Raw genomic sequence first — 22,271 nt, forward strand, 5'->3', positions numbered from 1 at the left:
AGAGATCATAGATTCTTCAAAGAAAGATTTTTATAAATATCTTTGTTAAAAAATAGAGTATGCAATTGGTAAAAGTTGGCCTTTGCGCCTTTGGAATGAGTGGAAAAGTCTTTCACACACCCTTTTTAAAAGAACATCCGGGATTTTTTATATCGGCTGTAGTAGAAAGGAGTAAGGAAGAATCTAAAGATAAATATCCTGATGCAACTATCTATCGTTCGGTGGAAGAGATGCTGGCAAACGCAGATATAGAAGTTGTTGTGGTCAATACTCCTGTTCAGACTCATTTTGAATACGTTAAAATGGCTCTGGAAGCAGGAAAACATGTTGTTGTAGAGAAACCTTTTACGGTAAATGTTTCGGAAGCGGAAGAGCTGGTGAAGCTTGCTGATGAAAAAGGATTGTTTTTAAGTGTTTATCAGAACAGAAGGTTTGACAGAGATTTTCTTCAGGTTAAGAAGATTCTTGATAGTAAAAAACTGGGTAATATAAAAGAAGCTGAGCTAAGGTTTGACCGGTTCCGTACCGAGCCGAGCGGAAAACAGCATAAAGAAAATCCGCAACAGACCGGTTCAGGGTCTCTTCATGATCTTGGTGCGCATTTAGTGGACCAGGCGGTGCAGTATTTCGGTTTCCCTGAAAAACTTTTTGCTGATGTCTTCTCCATGAAAGGAAGTGAATTTGCCAATGACTATTTTGAAATTCTGCTGTTCTATAAAAATGATTTAAGGGTAAGGCTAAAATCTTCTGTATTTAGTAAAGAAGCTCATTATGCCTATATTATTCATGGCAATCGTGGAAGCTTTTTACAGGAAAGAACAGATAACCAGGAAAACGAACTGGTGTCGGGAGCAATTCCAACATATGGTAAAGACTGGACCATCCCTCTGAAAGATTCTGACGGAATTTTAAACTTCCTCAATGATCATAAAGAAACAGAAAGAATCTTAACTTCGAGTGAGCCCGGGAACTATATGAACTATTATCAGGAAATCTACGAACATATTGTTTTCGGATATCCGCTTCCATCTCCCGGAAAAGAAGTCGTTCAAAATATGAAAATTATTGATGCTGCCTGGAAAAGCTCCGAGGAAGGGAAGATTATAATACTTTAAGTAAGTTATGAATTATGAGTTAGAAGTTATGAGTCGGGTACTAATATAATCAGAATAAAACTCAAAACTCATAACTCATAACTTCTCACTCATAACTATTATCCTTCTCCCAGCATTTCCTGAAGCTCAAGCCATCTCAGCTCATGATTTTCCAGGTTTCCGGATAGGGTTTCCAATTCTGCAGAAAGTTTTGAAATTTTTTCATAATCAGCTTCATTGTTGAGCTGATCGAGGATTTTTTCACGTTGTTTTTCCAGTTCGGGCATTTCTTTCTCAATCATTTCAAGTTCTCTTTGCTCTTTAAATGAAAGCTTTCTTTTCTTAGAATTGACTGAAGATGCAGCCGGAGCGGAAATATTTTCTTTAACAGGTTCCGGTTTTGAAGCTGTATTTTTTTCTAAAGCATCCTCACGGCTTTTTGCTTCTCTGTATTCTGAGAAGTTTCCGATGAAATCTTTTATTTTTCCTTCCCCTTCAAAAGCCAGAATATGATCTACGATCCGGTCCATAAAATACCTGTCGTGGGAAACTATGATTAATGATCCCTGAAACTGCTGTAAAAAGTTTTCAAGAACCGTTAAAGTAGGAAGGTCAAGGTCATTCGTAGGCTCATCGAAAATCAGGAAATTAGGATTCTGATAAAGAATGTACATCAGATGAAGCCTTCTTTTTTCACCTCCTGATAATTTCGAAATAGGAGAGTACTGGGTTTGGTCGTCAAATAAGAATAATCGTAAAAACTGCGATGCAGACAGACTTTTTCCATTGGCTAACGGATAAAACTCTGCAATTTCCTTAATGAAATCAATTACCCTTTCATCTTCTTTATAGGTCAGTCCTTTTTGGGAAAAATAACCGAAAGAAATCGTTTCTCCCGTTTCAATCTCACCTTTATCAGCCTTTTCAAATCCCTGAATGATATTTAAAAGAGTAGATTTTCCTGCTCCGTTTTTTCCTACAATTCCTACTTTTTCACCGCGCTGAAACTGATAGCTGAAATCTTTTAATAAAACTTTATCTCCGAAGCTTTTATCAATTCCTTTAAGCTCAAGGACTTTATTTCCCAGCCTTTTCATTTCAAAGTCGAGTTCAAGAGCCTGTTTTCTGGTATCGGTTTTGGCTACTTTTTCAGTTTCGTAAAAAGAATCGATCCTGCTTTTTGATTTTGTGGTTCTCGCTTTAGGTTGTCTCCGCATCCATTCCAGCTCCTTTCTGTAAAGGTTGTTGGCTTTATCAATGGTAGCATTTAAATTGTCCTCACGAATCATCTTGTTCTCAAGATAAGTAGCATAAGAGCCGTTGTGAACGTAAAGGTTTTTATCCTCCATTTCCCAGATGATATCACAAACACTGTCCAGGAAATATCGGTCGTGGGTTACCAGTAATAGAGTGATTTTGGCCTTACTCAAATAATTTTCAAGCCATTCCACCATTTCTACATCAAGATGGTTGGTAGGCTCATCCATGATCAAAAGAGTGTGACGGTGCTCTGCTCTGGTCTCGGTCAGTAGTTTTGCCAGTGCAACACGTTTGATCTGCCCTCCTGAAAGCGTTCCCATCCTGGCTTCAAGATCCGTTATCTTCAGCTGTGACAGGATTTGTTTCATTTCATTTTCAAGATCCCAGGCTTTGTGAACCTCCATTTCCGCCAGTGCTTTTTCAATGAAATCATTATCTGTGGAATGTAAAGATTCATGATAATTTTTCAGTGCCAGAATTGGCTCTGAATCCAAAGTCATCATAAACTCATCAACGGTAAGCTGAGGATCATATTCAATTTCCTGGTCAAATAAAACCACCTGAATATCTTTGTTAATAATCACATTTCCGCTGTCTGCAATCTCTTTACCCATCAGGATTTTCAGCAAAGTAGATTTTCCGCTTCCGTTTTTGGCAACGATGGCAATTTTGTCACCTTCATTGATATTGAAAGAGATGTTTTCAAATAAGACTTTTATTCCGTAAGATTTGGTGAGATTTTCTGCAGCAACGTAGTTCATTTTCTATAAAGATTTCGTAGCGCGAAAATACGAATATTTAAAGCTTTAAAAATAAATATTTCAGGCAGGCTGTTAGCAATGATCGGGTAATAAGGAATATTTACCATAAATTTAACTAAACAGGAAACAATTTTAATAAGCCGTTATGACTTTTCAATAAGATAAATAAAGATTTTGCAGGAGGATCTGTCCTTACGTTAAAGTTGATATTGAGAAACTTAATCAGGATACATTGGAATTCCTGAAAAATAATTTAATCTAAAGTTAATCCCTTCAAAGACCATAAACTGCCATTGTAAAGATCGAGATCTACTTTGCTATTGATTCCGTGCACAATCCCGTTTTCCGTAAACTGCCAGAAATTCCAGTTGCTGTCGGGAGATGGAACAGGTACATCATTGTAATTGGCGAGCCAAAGCGGGTAGTCGTCAAATTCACCTTTCAGAAAATCTTTGTAGTAGTGATAATACGTATAGATAATAGGTTTTTCTCCATACGTTTCCTCTACAATTTTACACCATACTTTAAGGTCTTCTATCAGCTTTTTATTGGTTTTACGCTTTGGGATTTTTTCAATATCTAAAATAGGAGGCAGGTCACCGCTTTCCAGTTTTACATTGGCCAGGAAATTATTGGCCTGGATCACCGGATCTTCATCTGCCCGGTAAAAATGATAGGCACCACGCACCAATTCATGTTTCTTTGCCTGCTCCCAGAATTCACTAAAATGTTTGTCGGCATTCCTGTTTCCCATAGTAGCCCGCATAACGACAAATTCCAGAGGAATAGTTTTATTTCCGATACTCAGGCTGTCCCATTTAATATCTTCCTTATTCTGATAATGGGAAACATCAAAACCGTATGTTTTATTAAGGTTGTTACTCAGTATTTTCTGGATTCTTAAGGTTTCAGTTTCATTATTGTGAAGCTTTTTATGAGTGAATTTATTGAAATAAAGAGCATAGTAATAGCTGATAGACTGCTTTAAATACAACCCGGTCCCAATCAGTGCGATAATAAGAATTGCGAGTACGATTTTTCTGCGGAAAAAATAATTCTTCCGTCTCTGTTTATGAACCCTTTTGGCAGTTTTTTTGGTGTATTTCTTTTGTGTCATAAAGTTTTGCAAAACTAACTTTTTGACGACTAAAATGCTAAATAAAATCAGTAAATTTGTGTATTATGGAAACACGCGAAAAGATCATTATTATAGGGGGTGGTTTTGCGGGACTACAACTTGCAAAAACATTAAATAATAAAAATAAAAAAGTAATTGTTTTAGATAGGGTGAACCATCATATGTTTCAGCCGCTTTTTTATCAGGTAGCGTGCGGAAGGATAGAACCTTCCAATATTTCCTTTCCTTTTAGAAAAATTTTCCAGCAATCAAGAAACACTCAGTTCCGGATGACAGAAGTGAAGGAGATTGATCCGGCACACAATAAAGTTATTACCGACGAAGCTGAATTTACCTACGATAAATTAATCATTGCCACAGGTTGTAAAACTAATTTTTTCGGAAACCACGACCTTGAAGGTAAAGCTTTCGGAATGAAAAATACTCAGGAAGCCATAAGCATCAGAAATCATGTCCTGATGACTTTTGAAAAACTGATTATCGAAAAAAGCCGGAGTGATGACGGAAACTGGAATATTGTCATCGTTGGAAGCGGGCCTACCGGAGTCGAGCTGGCCGGGGCTTTTGCCGAGATGAAAAAAGAAATTCTCCCAAGAGATTATCCTTTCATGAATTTTGATCAGCTTAAAATTATTCTGGTAAGTTCTACAGAAAAGCCGCTGGCTGTAATGAGTAACGAAGCTCAGAAAAAATCTGAACAGTACCTTAAAGAACTTGGAGTTACTTTCCTGAGCGGAGAAGTCGTTACGGAATATGACGGTGATAAAGTAATGATGAAGAGCGGAAAACAAATTCCTTCCAACAACGTCATCTGGGCTGCCGGAGTTACCGGGAACGTGGTGAATGGATTTCCACAGGAAAAATTAATCAGAAACAGATATATAGTTGACCGTTATAATAAAGTTAAAGGTTATGACAATATTTATGCAATCGGGGATATCGCCTATATGGAAACGCCAAAATATCCTCAGGGTCACCCTCAGGTTGCGAATGTAGCGATTAACCAGGCTAAAAATTTAGGTAAGAATTTTTTAAAGAAAACGATTGGTGAGTGGAAAGAATATGAATACGATGATAAAGGTTCTTTAGCAACCATCGGAAAACACAGAGCAGTGGTGGATTTACCTTTCGTTAAATTCCAGGGCTTCTTTGCCTGGTATTTTTGGATGTTTTTACACTTAATGCTAATTTTGAGCGTAAGAAATAAACTTGCTGTTTTCTTCAACTGGATGTGGAGCTATTTTAATAAAGATTCATCCTTAAGATTAATAATTTTACCTAATAAGAAAAACGGAACATTACAATGAGAATTGATATAATAAGCGTACTTCCGGAATTGATGGAGAGTCCGTTCCAGACTTCTATTTTAAGAAGAGCAATGGATAAAGGACTGGCAGAAGTACATTTTCATCACCTGAGAGACTGGGCAATAAATAAACACAGGCAGATAGATGATGAGCCTTACGGGGGTGGAGCAGGTATGGTAATGATGGTGGAACCGTTGGATAACTGTATCTCTGAACTTAAATCACAAAGGGATTATGATGAGGTGGTCTATTTAACGCCGGACGGTGTTACTTTAAACCAGAAAATAGCCAATTCTTTTTCGATAAAAAACAATCTAATCTTTCTGTGTGGCCACTACAAAGGCATCGACCAAAGGGTCAGGGAACTGCATATTACCAAAGAAATTTCAATAGGAGATTATGTGCTTACCGGTGGCGAGCTTGCCGCATGTGTCTTAGCCGATTCTATCATCAGATTGATTCCCGGAGTATTAAATGATGAGCAGAGTGCATTGACGGATAGCTTTCAGGATGATCTTTTATCACCGCCAATTTACACAAGACCTGAAAATTATAAAGGTCTGGAAGTACCTAAAGTTTTATTAAGCGGGAATTTTGCAAAAATTGAAGAATGGCGTCATGATGAAGCCATAAGAATCACCAGAGAAAAACGTCCCGATCTGCTCTGATTGACGAGGTTAATTTCTTTAATCAGCAGATATTTTTTCACTTCTCCGAAAGTTATTCAGAAAAACGGAATAATAGTTGTTGTAAAAACAGATACGATTAAAATAAATAATTAAATTAATTTACTTTGTTTATTTTATTCTAATTTTCACGAGTTTTATAAACTATTTTAATTTTATTTGATTACCTGTGTTTTCAAAATGATTAAAATTTTTAATATAAGAATGGTTTTTTAATTACTGATTTTCATTAATATATAGATGTTTTTAATATTAAATTAAATTGAATATATTGTAAATAAATTAACCATATTTAAAAAAAAACAATAAATTTACATTCAGAAAAAGGAAATTAAAATTTTCAAAGTGAATGTGTGTAAGTAAATGGAATTATTCAGTTTTTACAACGTAGAAAATTTATTTTTACCCGATCCTAAACCCATGCACAGATTAGATCCCACAAGATCCGGATTGAGAAGCTGGGACGAGAGAAGATATAAGAATAAGCTTTTTAAAATTTCACACGTTTTTCAATTGATGAAAGAGGAAAATGGTGTCTTACCATTAATGATAGGTTTATCCGAAGTTTCCGGCAGGAAAGTATTGGAAGACCTGGTTGAATTGGAACCTTTTAATAAGAATTACGGCATTGTACACTACAATTCTATGGATGAGAGAAAAGTAGATGTTGCTTTGTTATATGATAAAGCCAAAGTTGAGGTAATAGACTCAGAAGCCATTACCTTCTTCTTTGAAATTGTAGATAAAAACACAGAAAATTATGACACAACCCGAGATGTACTTTATTCAAAAGTAAAATATAAAGGAGAGATTATTAATGTATTTATCGCTCACCTTCCCTCAAAGAGAGAAAAAGACATTAATAAACCCAAAAGAGACTTTATATTGAACGAAATCCATAACCGGATTTTGAATCTTGTTGAAAGTAAAGAACATGTTATTTTGTGTGGTGATTTTAACGAAAACCCGGATGATGAAAATTTGATTAAAATTCTCTATGGTAATAACCATGAAAAGATTTTAGAAAATCCTTTTCAGCAGTTATTCTCTACCAGAAAGTATTCTACTTTTCATTACAGTTCCGGATTGCTATTTGATCAGATTATATTATCGGAGTCATTTTTCAACGGTAATACTTCTCTTTCATTTCAGAACGCTGAAGTATTCAGCTCTGAAAAAATAAGCAGTCGGGACAGGAAATTCGAAGGCAGGCCTTTCCGAACATATGCCGGTACACGGTATTTAGGAGGGTATAGTGATCATTTCCCGGTTTTTGTACGCTTTATTTGTAAAACACAGTAAAAACATAAATATAAGAAAAATTATGAAAAATTCGAGCAACACAAGCTATCATCTGGACTCAATTGACAAGGAAATCATCTACATGCTGATGGATAACGCTAAAACATCTTTAGCCCATATCTCAAAAAACGTAGGAATTTCAACAACAGCTGTACATCAGAGAATTAAAAAGCTTGAACACGCGGGAGTGATTGAAAATTCAATCTCATTTTTAAACCCTAAGAAGATAGGTTACAAAGTAATCTCTTATATCGGGGTATTTCTGGACCAGCCAAGCCATTACCCTGAAGTTGTAAAATCATTGAAAGAGGTTAATGAAGTGGTGGAAGCACATTACACCACAGGAAATTATACCATTTTCCTTAAGGTTCTTTGTAAAGACAATGACCACCTGATGCAGATCCTTAGTAAACTTCAGAAGCTGAAAGGAGTTACAAGAACAGAAACTTTCATATCTTTGGAACAAGGTATTTACAGACAATTGAAAGTATAATTAATCATGAACATTGCTCAATATTTGGATTCAACATATTTGAAAACACCCGCACAGGCAGGTATTTCAGAAAGTGAAACTTTACAGAAAGACAAAGATCTTACACAGGAAGCAATCGATAACGGTATTTTTGCCGTAATGATTCGTCCGGATTATGTATCTGAAATCAAAAAGTATATTCAGGAAAGAAATTCAAATGTTGTCGTAGGCACTGTGATTGGTTTTCATGAAGGAACTTACTCCATAGAAGAAAAATTAGCAGAAGCCTCAAAAGCAATCGGAGACGGTGCTGATGAACTGGATTTTGTGATTAATTATAGCGCTTATCTTAAAGGAGACCTGGAATTGGTGGAAAGAGAATTTGTGGAATGTACACAATTCTGTATACAACATCACAAAGTAGCAAAATGGATTATTGAAATTGCTGCTTTAAATTATGAACAAATTGCCGATCTTACCAAAAGGATTTCCGGCTGGGCGGAAGAAAATTTCTCTGAAAATAATCTGGCTGACATTTTTGTGAAATCTTCAACCGGTTTTTATGAAACCACAGGCGGAAAGCCGAACGGAGCTACATTTGAAGGCATAAAAATTATGCTTGATCATGCCGGAAAACTTTCAGTAAAAGCTGCAGGTGGAGTAAGAACTCCTGAAGATGCCAAGAAAATGATCAGTATGGGAGTGAAGAGAATAGGCACTTCTTCGGCGTTAGCTTTAATTAAAGATCAATCTACATCAGAAGGATATTAAATCCCGGAATGAAATAATAAAAACCATCAGTTTTTCTGATGGTTTTTCTTTTTATACTTGTTCCTGATATTCTTCGTAAAATGCCTGGGTTTCTTTAATTAAAACATCCATTTCAGCTAAAGTGAATATTTCCAGGAATTTCTTTCTGAAATCTTTGAAGTGTGGAACTCCACGGAAATAATTGCTGTAATGCTGTCTCATTTCAATCAAGCCTAATCTTTCACCCTTCCATTCCGCACTCCATTCTGCATGTTGACGAACAGCTAATAATCTGTCAAAAACCGTTGGTTCCGGAAGATGTTCACCCGTTTTGAAAAAGTGTTTGATCTCGTTAAAAATCCATGGATATCCGATAGCGGCACGACCGATCATAATTCCGTCGCAGGCATATTTTTGTTTGTATTCCAATGCTTTCTCCGGAGAATCAATATCACCGTTTCCAAAAATTGGAATTTCAATATTTGGGTTTTGCTTGATTCTTGAGATATGTTCCCAGTCTGCTTCACCCTTGTACATTTGTCCGCGGGTTCTTGCATGGATGGTTAAAGCTTTGATCCCGGTTTCCTGAAGACGTTCTGCCACTTCATCAATATTGATTGAATTGCTGTCCCATCCCAAACGGGTTTTTACGGTAACCGGTAAATGGGTAGAGCTTACCACAGCTTTTGTAAGGCGTACCATAAGGTCAATATCTTTTAAAACTCCTGCTCCTGCTCCTTTGCAAACCACTTTTTTCACAGGACACCCGAAATTGATATCTACCAGATCAGGATTTACGGTTTCCACAATTCTTGCCGACATGGCCATTGCTTCTTCATCGCCTCCGAAAATCTGGATTCCTACAGGTCTTTCATAATCAAAAATATCCAGTTTTTTTCTGCTTTTAATGGCATCGCGGATTAAGCCTTCGGAAGAAATAAATTCCGAATACATCAGGTCTGCACCGTGCATTTTACATAAGCGTCTGAATGGAGGATCACTTACATCTTCCATTGGTGCCAGTAAAAGCGGAAATTCCGGCAGTTCTATATTGCCTATTTTTATCATGGCGCAAATTTACGAAATTCTAAACTTCCGGAAATATGATAATATCTATGAGTGTAAAAGAAGCTGTGATTTATAGGTAATAGGTAATAGGCAATAGGTGATAGAGGAGATAATAGAATGGGCTCTCAACTCTCAACTTTTTAAAAGCTTGCCTTCACCTGCATACTTCCGATATGTATCGTTCTGTCGCCGGAGTTTCTTCCCTCATAATTTAAGTTTAGCTGTAAGAAAGAATTAATAGCCTGTTGAATGAAAACACTCCAAACCTGGTTTTTCCCGGGCTTTAATCCGTCAAGCATCTGGTTTCCTACAATACTGAAATTGTTTCCGGTAAAATCATTGTTAATAAAAGAGAAGTTTCCTCTGATGGACGTTTTTTTACGTTCCCATTGAATGGTTCCGGTAACATCAAATGCTTTCAGCAATTCTTCGCCGTCGACTCTCTGTTTTTCTCGGTATGCAGATGAAAGCTCAGCCTGGATGGCATCCGTAAATTTGTATGTGGCTTTAGGTTTGGTTTCAAAATTATTTAACCTGTAATCTCTCGTCTGAAACAATTGCGAGGAGTTTCTGATATCGTGAACCGAGTTTTCCCAATCGATCCTGAATTCTTTATTAAACCAATATCCGATATTCAGGAAATGAGAGGTCTGCTCTCTTTCCTCATTACTGAAATTGGCATTGATAAGGTTGTCATTCGATATATAACGGTAGTTTCCATTCCAGCCTGATTTTTCGGTAGGATTAAACTGTACGGAGGCAAGAATATTCTGGTTTTTTAAAATCTGGTCACTGCTTTTCTCAAACGGGTTGAGTACTAAAACTTTATCCTTTTTATAGAACGAGTTCTGGGAATTTAAGGAGACATTGAAATTCCAGCGTTTTAAAAATCCGTTTTCAGAATTAAAGACAATGGAAGGGTTGACGAATAATGCGAGCTGAATCTTATTTTTATTGGATGGAATATACCGTACGGAATTCGTATAAACCCGGATATATTGGGCAAGATCCGAATATTCGGCAATTTCGAATTCATCCAGTTGCTGTACACCGTCACCGTTATAATCTGTCCATTTATAAACACCCTGGCCGTCCGTCACTTTAATATACTGGAATTCTCTCTGGGCTTCCTGCCCGTTTCCAAGCTCATAAAAAGCCTGTAAACGCATCCCGTTTCTGAAAAGCTGCTGATTATAAAGTATATTCCCAACCACAAAATCATTGTTTCGGGTCATGTCTGTATCAGGAGTCTGATAAAAGAACTTCCTGTAATGGATTAAAGCGTTTAAAGTGGTTTTTTCTGTTTTTATAATCTGACTTTCGGCCATGATCCCCAGGATATTATTCATATTCTGAAGCCTGTTGTCACGCACCGAGTCATTATCTCTCATATAAACTTTTGCCAGTAATTTGGTTCTCGTACTATCACCGATTTTCTTCTGAACAAAAATTTCTTTCCAGCTGAAACTGGTGACATCCATCAGCTGGGTATCATTGTATTTCTTTTCGTTATGCTCCATGCTTCCTCCGAGAGACCAGCTGCCTTTTTTACCGGTAAATTCTGTGGAAACACCACCCCGTATGAATTTGGTATCCTGGAGTATTGCATTAGTGCTCAGATAAGATAAATTACCCTTTGTGAAGAACTTTCCTTTGATCCAGCCGAAGTCCAGATCGTTCTTTATCCCTTTATAAGAATCCTGCTCGTCAAGATAATTAATACGGTAATTCAAAGTTGATTTATTATTCCATTTATTAAGGAAACTGAAGATAAACCTGTTTTGTGTTCTCTGATTAAATTCCTGAGCAAGGTTAAAATCTCTTGAAAATTCCACATCATTAATACGGTCCAGAATATGAAACTGTTTGTCAATATATTGGTATTCAAAACTTGGAGTACCTTTCCAGTTGTTCTTGGTGAAAGTTTTATTTCCGTAAATACGGCCTGCATAGCCGATATTCTGGTCAGAATCCTTGGAAGAAAATAAATTGAGGTCATAATTACTCAATGAAAAATCGGCTCCTATCTTGCCTTCTTTTAATAAAAATTCGGAATTTACGGAATAGACCTGTGATTTTTGAGGTGAAGGAAGTTTTCTTACCGCTCTGTAATCTCCCATATTGGGTCCTGTATATTCAAAAACACGGCCGTTATTAGTGGTTTGAGACAGTTTATAATCCCCCAGATTTGCCCCGAAATAAGTATATGAAACCTGATAAAGGGTTTGGTTGGCATCCGTTGAGAATTCATAATAATTTCCCTGAGGACCGGCCACAAGTCTGTACAATATCTTATTTACATCATATTCCGTTACAACTGCTGAAGGAGCATACATCATATTAGGATCATTTCCGGCATCTGCTAAAATCTGCTCATCTTCTTTGGAAAGATTTAAAGAAAGTGGCGCATTTTTATTGTCATTTTCCATGAACCAGTTTAATCCGATTTTCATTTTTTCCCGCTTATGCTCAACCTTTCCGGTAAATAAATATCTTGAATAATTTCTGTTGGTATAATTATAGGAAATGGTGATGAAATTTTGCTGGAAAATAGGCCTGAAACTGGTAAAGGTAACCTCACCGGTATTGTAGTTAATTACGTAATCCTGGTTTTCCCCGCGTTTCATCAGTATACCGTCAATGAACACCTGTTCTGACCCTGAGATCAGAGTAATAAACTGTTCCCCGTTTTTACCGGTTAAACGATAAGGCCCCTGGTTTCCCTCAACCCCCTGAAAACGGACTCTGTGAAACTCACTTCGTGCAACACCCATAGATACATCAACGAAGGTTTTATTTTCCTTTCCGAATTCAGTTTGGAATTCAAGCCCCATGCTTCGACGCTGATATTTTGCAAAATAACTTTTAGCTTCAACCAAATCAAGATGCCCTGCCCTGAGAATAGACTTATCTTTGATGTTCAACTGCATGTAGATTTTATCAAACTCTTCCAGAGTCTGGGTATATCCGTCGGCCTGAATCGGTAAATTGTGATCTGAAATACTGGCTAAAATGGTGACGTCTTTAGAAAGCCTTCCGGAAATCTGAAGATCCATTGAGCTCTGAACAGATTGCCCCTGGTTGTTACCAAATGTTATCCCACGTATGATGGAACCTTTGGAATTTAATTCTCCTAAAAACCTTTTCTTATCATTTTTAGCCAATACGGCTTCATCTACAATAACCCGGTTTCTGGTTTTTACAAAATCAAGGGTGTCTTTAGCGAAAATATCCTGTTCAAGCATGGATGCAAGCACACTGTCTTTCTTTATGGTATCCTGAGGAATGTTTGGGTTTTTCCACGTAAAAATCTGGGCATCAGCTGAAAATGTGCCCAAGAAAATTAACAAAAATATAAGAATAAAATTCCGCAAACCCTCTAAATAATTGGTAAAAATAACTAAAAAATGTTAATGAGGACAGGTTTAGTATTATTAACAGAAAATTAATCTAATTATTGTTTTCCGTTTAAAAATTGACTTAATTTTGTTGTCTAAATTATTAATAATTAAAATCATAAATTATGAAGAAGATTTTTACAATTTTAAGTTTAGCCACTTCGTTGGTGTTTGCTAATGCTCAGAACCTAGTGCAAAATCCAGGTTTTGAAACTGGAGCTTTAGCACCATGGGCTGCAGGTTGGAACACCTCATATACAGCACCGAACGTGACTACCGATCCATATATGGGTACATATGGAGCTAACTATGTAGCAACTGCTACAACTGGTTTTTATCAAAATGTTAATGTAACTGCGGGGACCCAATATACATTGAGTTTTTGGTGCAAAGCAAGTGGTTCAGGTAATGGAGGAAGAATCTGGAGTAATTTCTTGGATGCAGCAGATAATCCGGTTACCCTTACTTCTGATGCTTCAACCGACCCTTTAAGAAATAACAACCAGTATTTGCCTAAAAATGGAACCTGGCAGCAAAAAGTTATTACATTTACTGCTCCGGCTGGTGTTACACGATTGCAATTACATGTGCGTGCTTATAATAACTCTACAGTTAGTTTTGATGAGTTTTCTTTAACTACAGGAACTCTGGCAGTAGGAGAAGTTGCTCCTTCAAAATATAGACTTATTAAAAACACTTTCGTAAAAAATGACGGAATTACTTTCGGAGCTCAGGCTAAAGATGTAAAAGTTTATAATATGTTTGGTCAGGTTGTGAAAACTGCTTCTGTAAAAGAAAATGAAACATTAAGCGTTGCTGAACTGGCAAAAGGAAGCTATATTGTTACAGGAACAATTAATAACGAACCGGTTTCTCAGAAAATTTTGAAAGACTAATCTTAATAGATTTTTTTTAAAATACAAACTGCTGCTTATTAAAGTAGCAGTTTTTTTATGCTTTTTAATAACATAATATTTTGTATGAATCCAAAGGTTTATTAAAATACAGTTGAGTCTTATCTATTGATATTTATCTGTGGTTTGATTTAATTTAAAGATATGGTATTATTTTTGCATTTTTATTAAAATAAATCACATAAAGTTGTATTGTCATGGAAAAAATCTTTACTATTCTTGGATTAATTTCCGCAATTGCATTTACGAATGCACAGATTGTTATTAATGAAATATACGGTGGCGGTGGAAATTCCGGTGCTACTTTGAAGAATGATTTTATAGAATTAAAAAACATCGGTTCAACGACAGTTTCCCTGTCCGGGGCAACGATACAGTATGCAGCTGCAACCGCCGCATTTACTCAGTATCATAATCTACCCAGTATAACCTTAACTCCGGGGCAAACGTATTTAATACAGGAAGCTACCGGCGGTGGCGGAACGGTTAATCTGCCTACACCTGATTTTATTGCGACTACAGTTATTAATTTTAACGGAACTCCCAACCCATCTATAGGAATCGGAATTGCCGTTACTTCCGGGAAAGTGGTTTTAGCGTCTGATAATACCCAGGTAACCTCTCCTTTAAGCAGTAATGTACTGGATTTTGTAGGATATGGAACTGCAGATCAATATGAAGGGGCAGGAGCTGCGCCATCACCTACTACAACCACATCAATAACCAGAATGTCAGGTGATACGAATAATAATGTAGTGGATTTTTCAATTGTGACAGCATCACCAACTAATTCTTCCGGAGCATCATTAGCTGTTTCAGATCTGGATTTTGTTTCCAATCCTTTGTTTGTTCAAAATACTTTTGTGAAAGAAAATGAGATCATCTTCGGAACAGAAGTTAAAAACGTGAAAGTATATGATATGTTCGGGCAGGTCATTAAAAAAGCCGGAAATAAAGGTATTCTCAATCTGGATGTTTCTGATTTGAAAAAAGGAAATTATATTGTTACGGGTACCATTAATAATGAACCTGTTTCTCAAAAAATATTAAAGGATTAAGAGCGAAATTTATTACAAATAATCTAAAAACAGCTGTGGTTACACAGTTGTTTTTTTAATACCATCCTCTTCTTGCCGCGTTAATGATTGATCCTAAGTTCAGAACCAGAGTATAACGTATTCTTTTTGCATAATCTTTGAAAGAAGGTTCAAAACCCAGAGAAGACTGTATCGGGAAATAGATCTCAAGAAAGTCCGGGATCAGCCTTAATTTTATCCCACTGTCCCAGATAAATTGGGTCGGATTATTTTTGTTTTTATAAATTCCGGCGTCGGCATAAACATGAAATATTTTCCAGACACTTGAATCTACGTTGAAAGAGGTGATCCATTGGTTGACACTTCCCGGAATAAATGATTTGAAACCTCCGTCTGCGAGAATAAACTGTTGTGACAGAAGGCCGCTGCTGGCACTTTCACCTAAAAGATTATAGGAGAAGGAATAATTCGAAACCCTGGAGATTCCATAATTGAAAGTATTGTTGCGGGTATCATTTCTTACAAAAAATCCTGCAAAAACTCTTAAACTTAATTTTTGTTTAGGAGCAAATTCCCACCTGTAAAAACCTTCTGCAGTTATTTTATTGAAATCTTCCATCCCTTGCGTGCTTATGCTCAGGCTCTTTTCATGAATCATCTGGTTATCAGTGTATCCATATCCAACACTCCAAAGATTATATTTATCATAATCCTGATTGATAATCATCTGGGAACTCAGGTCTCTTTCAAGATAATTATAGCTAACGCTGACTCCTCTGCTTACGGTACTTCTCGGATCTTTTCTAAAGTTGATATTTGAAAAAACAGATGCCTTTCTGTAGGCCAGACCATAATCATAATGGAAATATGAACCCGAAACACCAAATGTCAGGCTCCGGATAATACTTTCAGCAGGTAAAAAAGAATAGGCTACTGAGCCGGAACCCGTCAGTTTTCCTGTACCCGAACTGTACATTGGGGTTACCGAGTAAAGAAATTTCTGATCAAAGAATGACTGGTTTTTAAAATTGAATCCGAAAAGGAATTTATCATATGTATTGTTGAAACGAATTTTCGGACTGATATAAATCTCATTAAACTCAGGATTTGGAATATCTTTTATAAGTTTAAACTTAATTTTTTTTGTGTTGGAGAAAAGCCCTTTTGCATAGGAGAAATTATCCCTGTATTTTGATTCAGGGAAAATATAATCATCATTCAGGGTGATTTTATAAATATCCAAAGCAGGAACTGAAAATGTTTTTGTTCTTTCATTTTCATCGGTTTCTACCCAATAATCTGTCTTTTCCTCATCTTTTGTCTTTGTTTCCAGTTTTACCGGAATCGGGAGATCTGTATTTTTATATATTTTGATATGTAACGAATCATCTTCTTTCCTGAATTTCTTTAATTTGAAATTAACCCTGTTTTTCTGTTTTAAAAAATCTGCCAGATAGGTTGTTCTTTTATCCCGTTCCGAAAGTTCTTTCAGGAAATCTCTGGGATCAACCTGTTGATCGGTATTTTTAGCGATATAATTTTTAACGAGTGCATCAAAATTTTCATATCCCATTTTATCCGCAGAATAGTTGAACAGGCTTCCCATTTCAAAACTGCTGATGGCCATTTCATTAAAGTTGCTCAGAACCGCAAATTTCTCATCAATTTTCTGATCAAGGTTTTGGGACATGATGTATTGATAGGCTAAGCCATAACGGTCGATCAGTTTTACTTCTGAAGCATGGAATAACTTTAAAGGTTTTACCCCAAAAATCCTGGCTTCAGGAAGGCTTCCCAATAATTTTGTCTCGGTATAGAATTTTTTCAGATATTGAATTTCCAGATAAGATTTCAAACCGTTTTTAAACCAATGGTAGTTTTGCTTATCTGTAATAATGCTTTCATCAAGAATCTTTTTGGCGACGATTCCGAAATAATCCAGATCTGCTTTTTCAGCATCGGTAAATAACTGGAATTTAAACTTCCAGAACGTAATGTCATTATTCCCGAAAAAATCTTCTTTAGCCCTGAATTTATCAGAAATAAACATCCGGTCCGGAACAAATCCTATTTTTTCTTTGATGAATTTTAGATGTAACGTAAGATAGAATTCTAAATTTTCTTTCTCACGCTGACTTAGTTTATATCCGAAAAATACTTCCGTATTAATATCTCCGGTATTGATTTTCACCGATGGAAATTCATTGGGAGAGATTAAAAACTCAGGATCTGAATCAAGGTATCCTTTAAAAGAATGGGCTTGTACCTGCTGGAGATTACTTTCTGCGAAATATTTTTCAGGAAGATTAAAATTAACAGTCCAGTAGGTATTGAAACTCACCGATTCTTCAATGTCATGGTAATTCCTTTCAGAAATATTGTCCGGATCAAAACGATCCGGAACAATAAAGAAATATTTTAAAGCTATATTTTCATCAGATGTTCCGTAGCCTGTAAATTTTTTATCAGGCAGCTGTATCTGATACTGCAGTTGTAATTTTACGCTTTTACCGGGTTGTAAAGCCTCACTTAAAGGAATAAAAAGGTTTTCTTTTGAAAGATTATCCACAGAAACGGCCTGATCACCGGAGCTTTTAATTTCCAGATGTAAAAGTTTACCCTGCTCTTCAGGTTTTGCAAAATGGAGATCATTATTCCTGTCTTCCAGCTTTCTGTATACCAACGAGGTGTTCCTGCTCTTGTATGCCGAAACCCAGTTTAAAAGCTTGATCGTATTTAAATCTTTCCCGGAGTTGTTGTAATAAACGAGCTCCTGCTTTATTTCCAGCATCTTTTTATCTGAAGATAGTTTGGCTTCAATAAAGATACTGTCTTTTTGTGCAGAAACCTCTGCACTCAAAAACAAAATAAGACAAATACTAATGACTTTTTTCAAAACTGTGTGATAAAGTGCCAAATATAACTTATTTTGGATATACGACGGGAAATTTTAACTCTGATATTGTTTTTCTTTACAAAGAATTCACATAAGCATTCCAGCCTTCATTTTTATAGGTCATTGCTGCCTCTTCCGGGTTGGAAGATTTGTAAATCCCTCTTCCTACAATAATAAAATCGCTGTGCAGGTTTTTGAAAACGTGTTCCGGAGTGTTGTATTGCTGCCCTTTTCCATCTCCTGAATCTGCCAAATTAACTCCCGGTGTGAATAATAATATCTCTTCTGGTAACGGATTCTGGGAAACACCACCGATTACATTCGGATGTGACAGAGCAACTTTAAGTGCTTCTTCACGGTAGCTGTTAGTGGTTAGTGTTCCTTTGGAAGACATTCCGATGATAGCGACGACTCCTACATTTTTGAAGCAGTCCAGAGATTCAAAGCCTCCGATCACCTGTGAAGTTACAAAATCTGCCCAATCGGTAATTTTAAAAACTCCGCTGGTGAATTGTAATTCCTGAGTGTTTCCGATGTCTGCAAATTTCCGGTCTTCCATCAGTAAAAACCTGTGTTTAGCCGCTAATTCCTTTAATGGAGTAATGGTTTTTTCATATTCGAAATCAGAGATAATATCGATATGGGTTTTTAAAGCGATGATGTGCGGGCCTACTTTTTCAGCCAGCTCCAACAATTCTTTTGTAGTGGTGACGTCAGCAGAAGCAATAAGATTGGATTGTTTTGCAATAGCAGTTTCCAATAATTTTTTTGAAACGGAATGTTGCGCAATGGTTAATTTCTGCTCATAAGAACTTCTTTTCTTCTCCTCAAACTGAATATGGTTTCCCTGTAAAAAATCCTGAATCCTTTTTACTTCCTCATCAGATAAATCTCCGGTTTCCTGAAGGATGGCACAAACTTCGGTGATATTGAAGAGCGTGTGTACTCTGAATCCTTTGCTTTCCAGAAGCTGTTTTCCGCCCTGTTCTCTATCCAGAACAACTACGATATCAGCTACTTTAAGATCTTCCTGCTCAACTTCAGCAATGGTTTCCAATAAAGATTTTCCGGAAGTAATCACATCTTCCACCAAAAGACAGTTTTGTCCCTTCTGGTAGATTCCTTCAATCATTTTCTTGGTCCCGTAATCTTTGGCTTCTTTTCTTTTGATGATCAGTGGAATATAGCTTTCCAGAGACATGGCTGTAGCCATAGGAAGGGCAGCGTAAGGCACTCCGCAAATCAGATCAAAATTATCTAAAGGAAGCATTTCCAATAAATAATTGGCCAGGTTTTTCAAAATTTTAGGATCTGAGGCCAAAGGTCTTAGGTCTACATAAAACGGACTTTCGATACCGCTTTTAAGGGTAAATCTTCCGAATTTAATGATGCCCAGCTTGTAGCACTCTAAGAAGAATTCTTTTTTACTTTCCATTATTTTTTATTAGATGTTTGCAAATTTAAGGATTTGTAATAAGGCTTAAAAATTTATCGTTGATTTCTAAATAAAAGCCATCCCAAAAATTACTGGAATGGCTTTAAATATTATGATCAATAAAGTTATTTTACGATTTGAGCATCGATTACTTTGGTGCTCCCTGAATTTAATTTCTGTTCAGCTTCCCAGAGTAAAAATTTATCAACTTCCTTGATGAGTTTAGGAATGACTAAAGACAGAACTGCTAAGTCGTCTAAGACTCCTAAAACTGGTACTGCGACTTCCGGAAGCAAATCAATCGGAGAGATCACATACAAAATACCGAGCAAAGGCAAAATGATATCGATAGATTTCATGGGATAAATTCCTTTTTTCCATGATTTAACCATTCTGAATATATCCGGGATCTTTTTTACAAAGCCCTTATGGCTGATGGCTTCTTTAGCCAGATTTAACTTGGAATACTTCATTTTTGTGTTTAAGTTTTAAATAAGTTTTTCAACTCTACAAATTTCGCAAATTCTATACCAAGAATTTATAAAATTTAGTTAAAAAATTATTTAATAATATTATCAATGAACTGATGCACAGATTCTGTATTCCAATCTCTGTATGCATCTTCCTTGATTAAGATCCTGCCGTTTTTGTCTAACAGAAAGGTGGTAGGAAAAACTTTAGGCAATAACTTTTCTGAAATCGGGCTTTGTGCAATATAAACCGGAACTGTATATTTATTCTCCTGTAAAAACTTTCTTACGGCAGCTTCTTCGTCATTCATCGCAATCAATACAAAATCTACATTGCCTTTTCGGGTGTCATACAGTTTTTGTATCGTTGGCCATTCTTTTCTGCACGGCGGGCACCATGTTCCCCAGAAATTTAGAAAGACAGGTTTGTCTTTAAAATTTTTAAGATTGGTACTTGGAACATTGATTCCCTGAAGCTCAATATCATAATCAGCCTTGTCTACCGTCACTGCATTTTCAATAGTGGCAATCGGGAAAAACTGATCTTTCAGGAAATCTTTTACTCCCGGAACGAATGCAATAATCCCGATGATGGCTATTAATACAATGTAAATCAGATTTTTTTTCATAGTAATTCCAATATTTCCTGAACGGCATCTTTGCCTCTGTTTTTAGCATAATAAATCTGCAGATCATTGTAGAAAGTATCTTTCGGATAACCTTCAGGATCAGCCTTATATTTCATCAAGAGCTCTTTTCCGTATTTTGGACGCGGTCCCCACGAATTTTTTACATTAAAATCATTATCCAGAATAATTATCTTCGGAATAGATTGGGTACCATTCGTTAAAAACTGGTCAATTAAGCTTGTATCGCTGTCTCTGAGGAAAATTTTTACTTCATTTCTGCCTTCAAAAAATTTAATAAGGGCAGGAACCGTAGCACTTGCATCACCGCACCATGCTTCAGAGATAATTAACAGTTTTCCGTCAAAATTTTTAGATTTTAATTCATTCAACTGTTCTTCATCAGGTGTGTACTTTTTTAAAGTCCGGTCCATTCTCTGAAGTCCCAATTCATAATATTGTTTATAATCTATATCTTTCTGATTGTCGGGATTGTTTTTCCTTTGTATTGCAATATCGATATATTCCTCAAAAGTGATCCCTTTATCCCAGTAATTTTTCATTACTAAAAATATTTATGTTAAAAATTATTGATGTTTCTTGTTTTGTTGATTAAAAATAAATCAGCCAGTACGAATGCTGCTAAACTTTCCACTACAGGAACAGCCCTTGGAACAACGCAAGGATCGTGTCTGCCTTTACCTTCTACAATTACGGGATTTCCATCTCTGTCGATGCTGTCCTGAGGCCTTAATATAGTCGCTACAGGTTTGAAAGCCACGCGGAAATAAATATCCATTCCATTGGAGATTCCTCCCTGAATTCCACCTGAAAGATTTGATTTTGTAGTAAAGTCTGTGTTAAAAGCATCATTATGTTCTTTTCCTGTCATTTTTGCCCCACAGAACCCGCTTCCATATTCAAAACCTTTACAGGCATTAATATTAAGCATGGCTTTGGCTAGCTCAGCCTGTAATTTTGAAAATACAGGTTCTCCAATTCCTACAGGAACATTTTTAATCACACAGGTAATCGTTCCGCCGATGGTATTGCCTTCTTTTTTGATTTCTTTAATCCTGGAAATCATTTTTTCTGCAGTTTCTGCATCAGGGCAACGAACATCATTAGTTTCTGTTTTTGAAAAATCCAGATCCTGATAAGGTTTCTCACAGAAAATATCACCTACGGAAGATACGTAAGCATTGATTTCGATGTCTGATAAAAGCTGTTTGGCTAATGCTCCGGCTACCACCCAATTGATGGTTTCCCGGGCTGAAGATTTTCCTCCGCCACGATAATCCCTGATCCCGAATTTCTGATCATAGGTGAAATCTGCGTGACTGGGACGATAAGATTTCGCGATATGATCATAATCTTTTGATTTCTGGTTTTCGTTTTCGATGATAAAACCTATTGGAGTTCCCGTTGTTTTTCCATCAAAAACCCCTGAAAGGAATTTTACCGTATCACTTTCTTTTCTTTGGGTGACGATGGCTGACTGGCCGGGTTTTCTCCGATCTAATTCATATTGAATTTTATCGAAATCTACCGTTAAGCCCGCCGGGAAATTATTGATTATACCGCCATAAGCTAAGCCATGACTTTCTCCAAATGTTGTAAGACTGAGAAGATTACCTAAAGTATTGAACATAACGCA

General features: G+C 36.4%; 18 protein-coding genes. 8 read left to right on the forward strand and 10 right to left on the reverse strand.

What is annotated here, in order from left to right; translation table 11 throughout:
* Window positions 1–59 precede the first annotated feature (59 nt).
* Entirely contained in the window at window positions 60–1,115 is a 1,056-nt protein-coding gene (locus tag AB8P06_RS18975) for a Gfo/Idh/MocA family oxidoreductase (protein ID WP_369843944.1), read from the forward strand.
* A gap of 98 nt (window positions 1,116–1,213) precedes the next feature.
* Here AB8P06_RS18975 and AB8P06_RS18980 read toward each other — a convergent pair whose 3' ends face one another.
* Entirely contained in the window at window positions 1,214–3,115 is a 1,902-nt protein-coding gene (locus tag AB8P06_RS18980; RefSeq protein ID WP_369843946.1) for an ABC-F family ATP-binding cassette domain-containing protein, read from the reverse strand.
* Between the two features lie 253 nt (window positions 3,116–3,368).
* Complete coding sequence (locus AB8P06_RS18985) at window positions 3,369–4,232, reverse strand: glycoside hydrolase family 25 protein (RefSeq protein WP_369843948.1); 864 nt, start codon at window positions 4,230–4,232, stop codon at window positions 3,369–3,371.
* Between the two features lie 65 nt (window positions 4,233–4,297).
* On the opposite strand from AB8P06_RS18985, the gene AB8P06_RS18990 reads away from it, so the two are divergent.
* The 5 genes from AB8P06_RS18990 (at window position 4,298) to deoC (ending at window position 8,791) form a co-directional block, all read left to right on the forward strand.
* Window positions 4,298–5,560: an NAD(P)/FAD-dependent oxidoreductase gene (locus tag AB8P06_RS18990; protein WP_369843950.1), complete on the forward strand. Its 1,263-nt coding sequence runs from the start codon at window positions 4,298–4,300 to the stop codon at window positions 5,558–5,560.
* Window positions 5,557–6,228, forward strand: a complete 672-nt coding sequence (gene trmD / locus AB8P06_RS18995; protein WP_369843952.1) for a tRNA (guanosine(37)-N1)-methyltransferase TrmD — start codon at window positions 5,557–5,559, stop codon at window positions 6,226–6,228. Before AB8P06_RS18990 ends, trmD begins: the two co-directional genes overlap by 4 nt.
* 381 nt (window positions 6,229–6,609) lie before the next feature.
* Window positions 6,610–7,548 carry an endonuclease/exonuclease/phosphatase family protein gene (locus AB8P06_RS19000; protein ID WP_369843954.1) on the forward strand — a complete coding sequence of 313 codons (939 nt, stop codon included), beginning with the start codon at window positions 6,610–6,612 and terminating at the stop codon, window positions 7,546–7,548.
* A 22-nt stretch (window positions 7,549–7,570) separates the two neighbouring features.
* Window positions 7,571–8,041, forward strand: coding sequence for an Lrp/AsnC ligand binding domain-containing protein (locus AB8P06_RS19005; protein ID WP_007843001.1), 471 nt, complete (start codon window positions 7,571–7,573; stop codon window positions 8,039–8,041).
* A 3-nt stretch (window positions 8,042–8,044) separates the two neighbouring features.
* Window positions 8,045–8,791, forward strand: coding sequence for a deoxyribose-phosphate aldolase (gene deoC / locus AB8P06_RS19010; RefSeq protein WP_369844007.1), 747 nt, complete (start codon window positions 8,045–8,047; stop codon window positions 8,789–8,791).
* Between the two features lie 51 nt (window positions 8,792–8,842).
* Here deoC and dusB read toward each other — a convergent pair whose 3' ends face one another.
* Both dusB and AB8P06_RS19020 read right to left on the reverse strand, forming a co-directional pair.
* Window positions 8,843–9,838, reverse strand: a complete 996-nt coding sequence (dusB, locus tag AB8P06_RS19015; RefSeq protein ID WP_369843956.1) for a tRNA dihydrouridine synthase DusB — start codon at window positions 9,836–9,838, stop codon at window positions 8,843–8,845.
* A 140-nt stretch (window positions 9,839–9,978) separates the two neighbouring features.
* A complete protein-coding gene (locus AB8P06_RS19020) occupies window positions 9,979–13,176 on the reverse strand; it encodes a DUF8818 domain-containing protein (protein ID WP_369843958.1) in 3,198 nt (1,065 codons plus the stop codon).
* A 185-nt stretch (window positions 13,177–13,361) separates the two neighbouring features.
* On the opposite strand from AB8P06_RS19020, the gene AB8P06_RS19025 reads away from it, so the two are divergent.
* Window positions 13,362–14,132, forward strand: coding sequence for a carbohydrate binding domain-containing protein (locus tag AB8P06_RS19025; protein ID WP_369843960.1), 771 nt, complete (start codon window positions 13,362–13,364; stop codon window positions 14,130–14,132).
* Window positions 14,133–14,347: 215 nt separating this feature from the next.
* Window positions 14,348–15,208 (forward strand): lamin tail domain-containing protein, encoded by an 861-nt coding sequence (locus AB8P06_RS19030; RefSeq protein ID WP_369843962.1) that lies wholly within the window; start codon window positions 14,348–14,350, stop codon window positions 15,206–15,208.
* Between the two features lie 55 nt (window positions 15,209–15,263).
* Here AB8P06_RS19030 and AB8P06_RS19035 read toward each other — a convergent pair whose 3' ends face one another.
* The 6 genes from AB8P06_RS19035 to aroC all read right to left on the reverse strand — a co-directional run bounded on the left by AB8P06_RS19035 (window position 15,264) and on the right by aroC (window position 22,265).
* Window positions 15,264–18,083, reverse strand: a complete 2,820-nt coding sequence (locus AB8P06_RS19035; RefSeq protein WP_369843964.1) for an aminopeptidase — start codon at window positions 18,081–18,083, stop codon at window positions 15,264–15,266.
* A 76-nt stretch (window positions 18,084–18,159) separates the two neighbouring features.
* On the reverse strand, window positions 18,160–19,518 hold the full coding sequence (gene pyrF / locus AB8P06_RS19040) for an orotidine-5'-phosphate decarboxylase (RefSeq protein WP_369843965.1): 1,359 nt from the start codon (window positions 19,516–19,518) through the stop codon (window positions 18,160–18,162).
* Window positions 19,519–19,643: 125 nt separating this feature from the next.
* Window positions 19,644–19,991, reverse strand: a complete 348-nt coding sequence (locus AB8P06_RS19045; RefSeq protein ID WP_369843967.1) for a YkvA family protein — start codon at window positions 19,989–19,991, stop codon at window positions 19,644–19,646.
* A gap of 86 nt (window positions 19,992–20,077) precedes the next feature.
* Window positions 20,078–20,617, reverse strand: coding sequence for a TlpA family protein disulfide reductase (locus tag AB8P06_RS19050; protein WP_369843969.1), 540 nt, complete (start codon window positions 20,615–20,617; stop codon window positions 20,078–20,080).
* The gene (locus AB8P06_RS19055) at window positions 20,614–21,177 is read right to left on the reverse strand and encodes a thioredoxin family protein (protein ID WP_369843971.1); all 564 of its coding nucleotides are present in this window, start codon (window positions 21,175–21,177) and stop codon (window positions 20,614–20,616) included. The genes AB8P06_RS19050 and AB8P06_RS19055 overlap by 4 nt, the downstream gene beginning before the upstream one ends.
* Window positions 21,178–21,194: 17 nt before the next feature.
* Window positions 21,195–22,265, reverse strand: a complete 1,071-nt coding sequence (gene aroC / locus AB8P06_RS19060; protein ID WP_369843973.1) for a chorismate synthase — start codon at window positions 22,263–22,265, stop codon at window positions 21,195–21,197.
* Window positions 22,266–22,271: the final 6 nt, after the last annotated feature.

This window comes from Chryseobacterium tongliaonense (genome assembly GCF_041224435.1).
In the GTDB taxonomy this organism is placed as follows: domain Bacteria; phylum Bacteroidota; class Bacteroidia; order Flavobacteriales; family Weeksellaceae; genus Chryseobacterium; species Chryseobacterium tongliaoense.

Excerpts from the sequence above, each read along its gene's own strand:
- AB8P06_RS19030 (WP_369843962.1), top strand. The coding sequence starts at position 14,348 with ATGGAAAAAATCTTTACTATTCTTGGATTAATTTCCGCAATTGCATTT.
- AB8P06_RS19055 (WP_369843971.1), bottom strand. The coding sequence starts at position 21,177 with ATGAAAAATTACTGGGATAAAGGGATCACTTTTGAGGAATATATCGAT.
- AB8P06_RS19045 (WP_369843967.1), bottom strand. The coding sequence starts at position 19,991 with ATGAAGTATTCCAAGTTAAATCTGGCTAAAGAAGCCATCAGCCATAAG.
- AB8P06_RS19025 (WP_369843960.1), top strand. The coding sequence starts at position 13,362 with ATGAAGAAGATTTTTACAATTTTAAGTTTAGCCACTTCGTTGGTGTTT.
- AB8P06_RS18975 (WP_369843944.1), top strand. The coding sequence starts at position 60 with ATGCAATTGGTAAAAGTTGGCCTTTGCGCCTTTGGAATGAGTGGAAAA.
- dusB (WP_369843956.1), bottom strand. The coding sequence starts at position 9,838 with ATGATAAAAATAGGCAATATAGAACTGCCGGAATTTCCGCTTTTACTG.
- AB8P06_RS19050 (WP_369843969.1), bottom strand. The coding sequence starts at position 20,617 with ATGAAAAAAAATCTGATTTACATTGTATTAATAGCCATCATCGGGATT.
- AB8P06_RS18985 (WP_369843948.1), bottom strand. The coding sequence starts at position 4,232 with ATGACACAAAAGAAATACACCAAAAAAACTGCCAAAAGGGTTCATAAA.
- AB8P06_RS18990 (WP_369843950.1), top strand. The coding sequence starts at position 4,298 with ATGGAAACACGCGAAAAGATCATTATTATAGGGGGTGGTTTTGCGGGA.
- aroC (WP_369843973.1), bottom strand. The coding sequence starts at position 22,265 with ATGTTCAATACTTTAGGTAATCTTCTCAGTCTTACAACATTTGGAGAA.
- pyrF (WP_369843965.1), bottom strand. The coding sequence starts at position 19,518 with ATGGAAAGTAAAAAAGAATTCTTCTTAGAGTGCTACAAGCTGGGCATC.
- AB8P06_RS19005 (WP_007843001.1), top strand. The coding sequence starts at position 7,571 with ATGAAAAATTCGAGCAACACAAGCTATCATCTGGACTCAATTGACAAG.
- AB8P06_RS19000 (WP_369843954.1), top strand. The coding sequence starts at position 6,610 with ATGGAATTATTCAGTTTTTACAACGTAGAAAATTTATTTTTACCCGAT.
- AB8P06_RS18980 (WP_369843946.1), bottom strand. The coding sequence starts at position 3,115 with ATGAACTACGTTGCTGCAGAAAATCTCACCAAATCTTACGGAATAAAA.
- trmD (WP_369843952.1), top strand. The coding sequence starts at position 5,557 with ATGAGAATTGATATAATAAGCGTACTTCCGGAATTGATGGAGAGTCCG.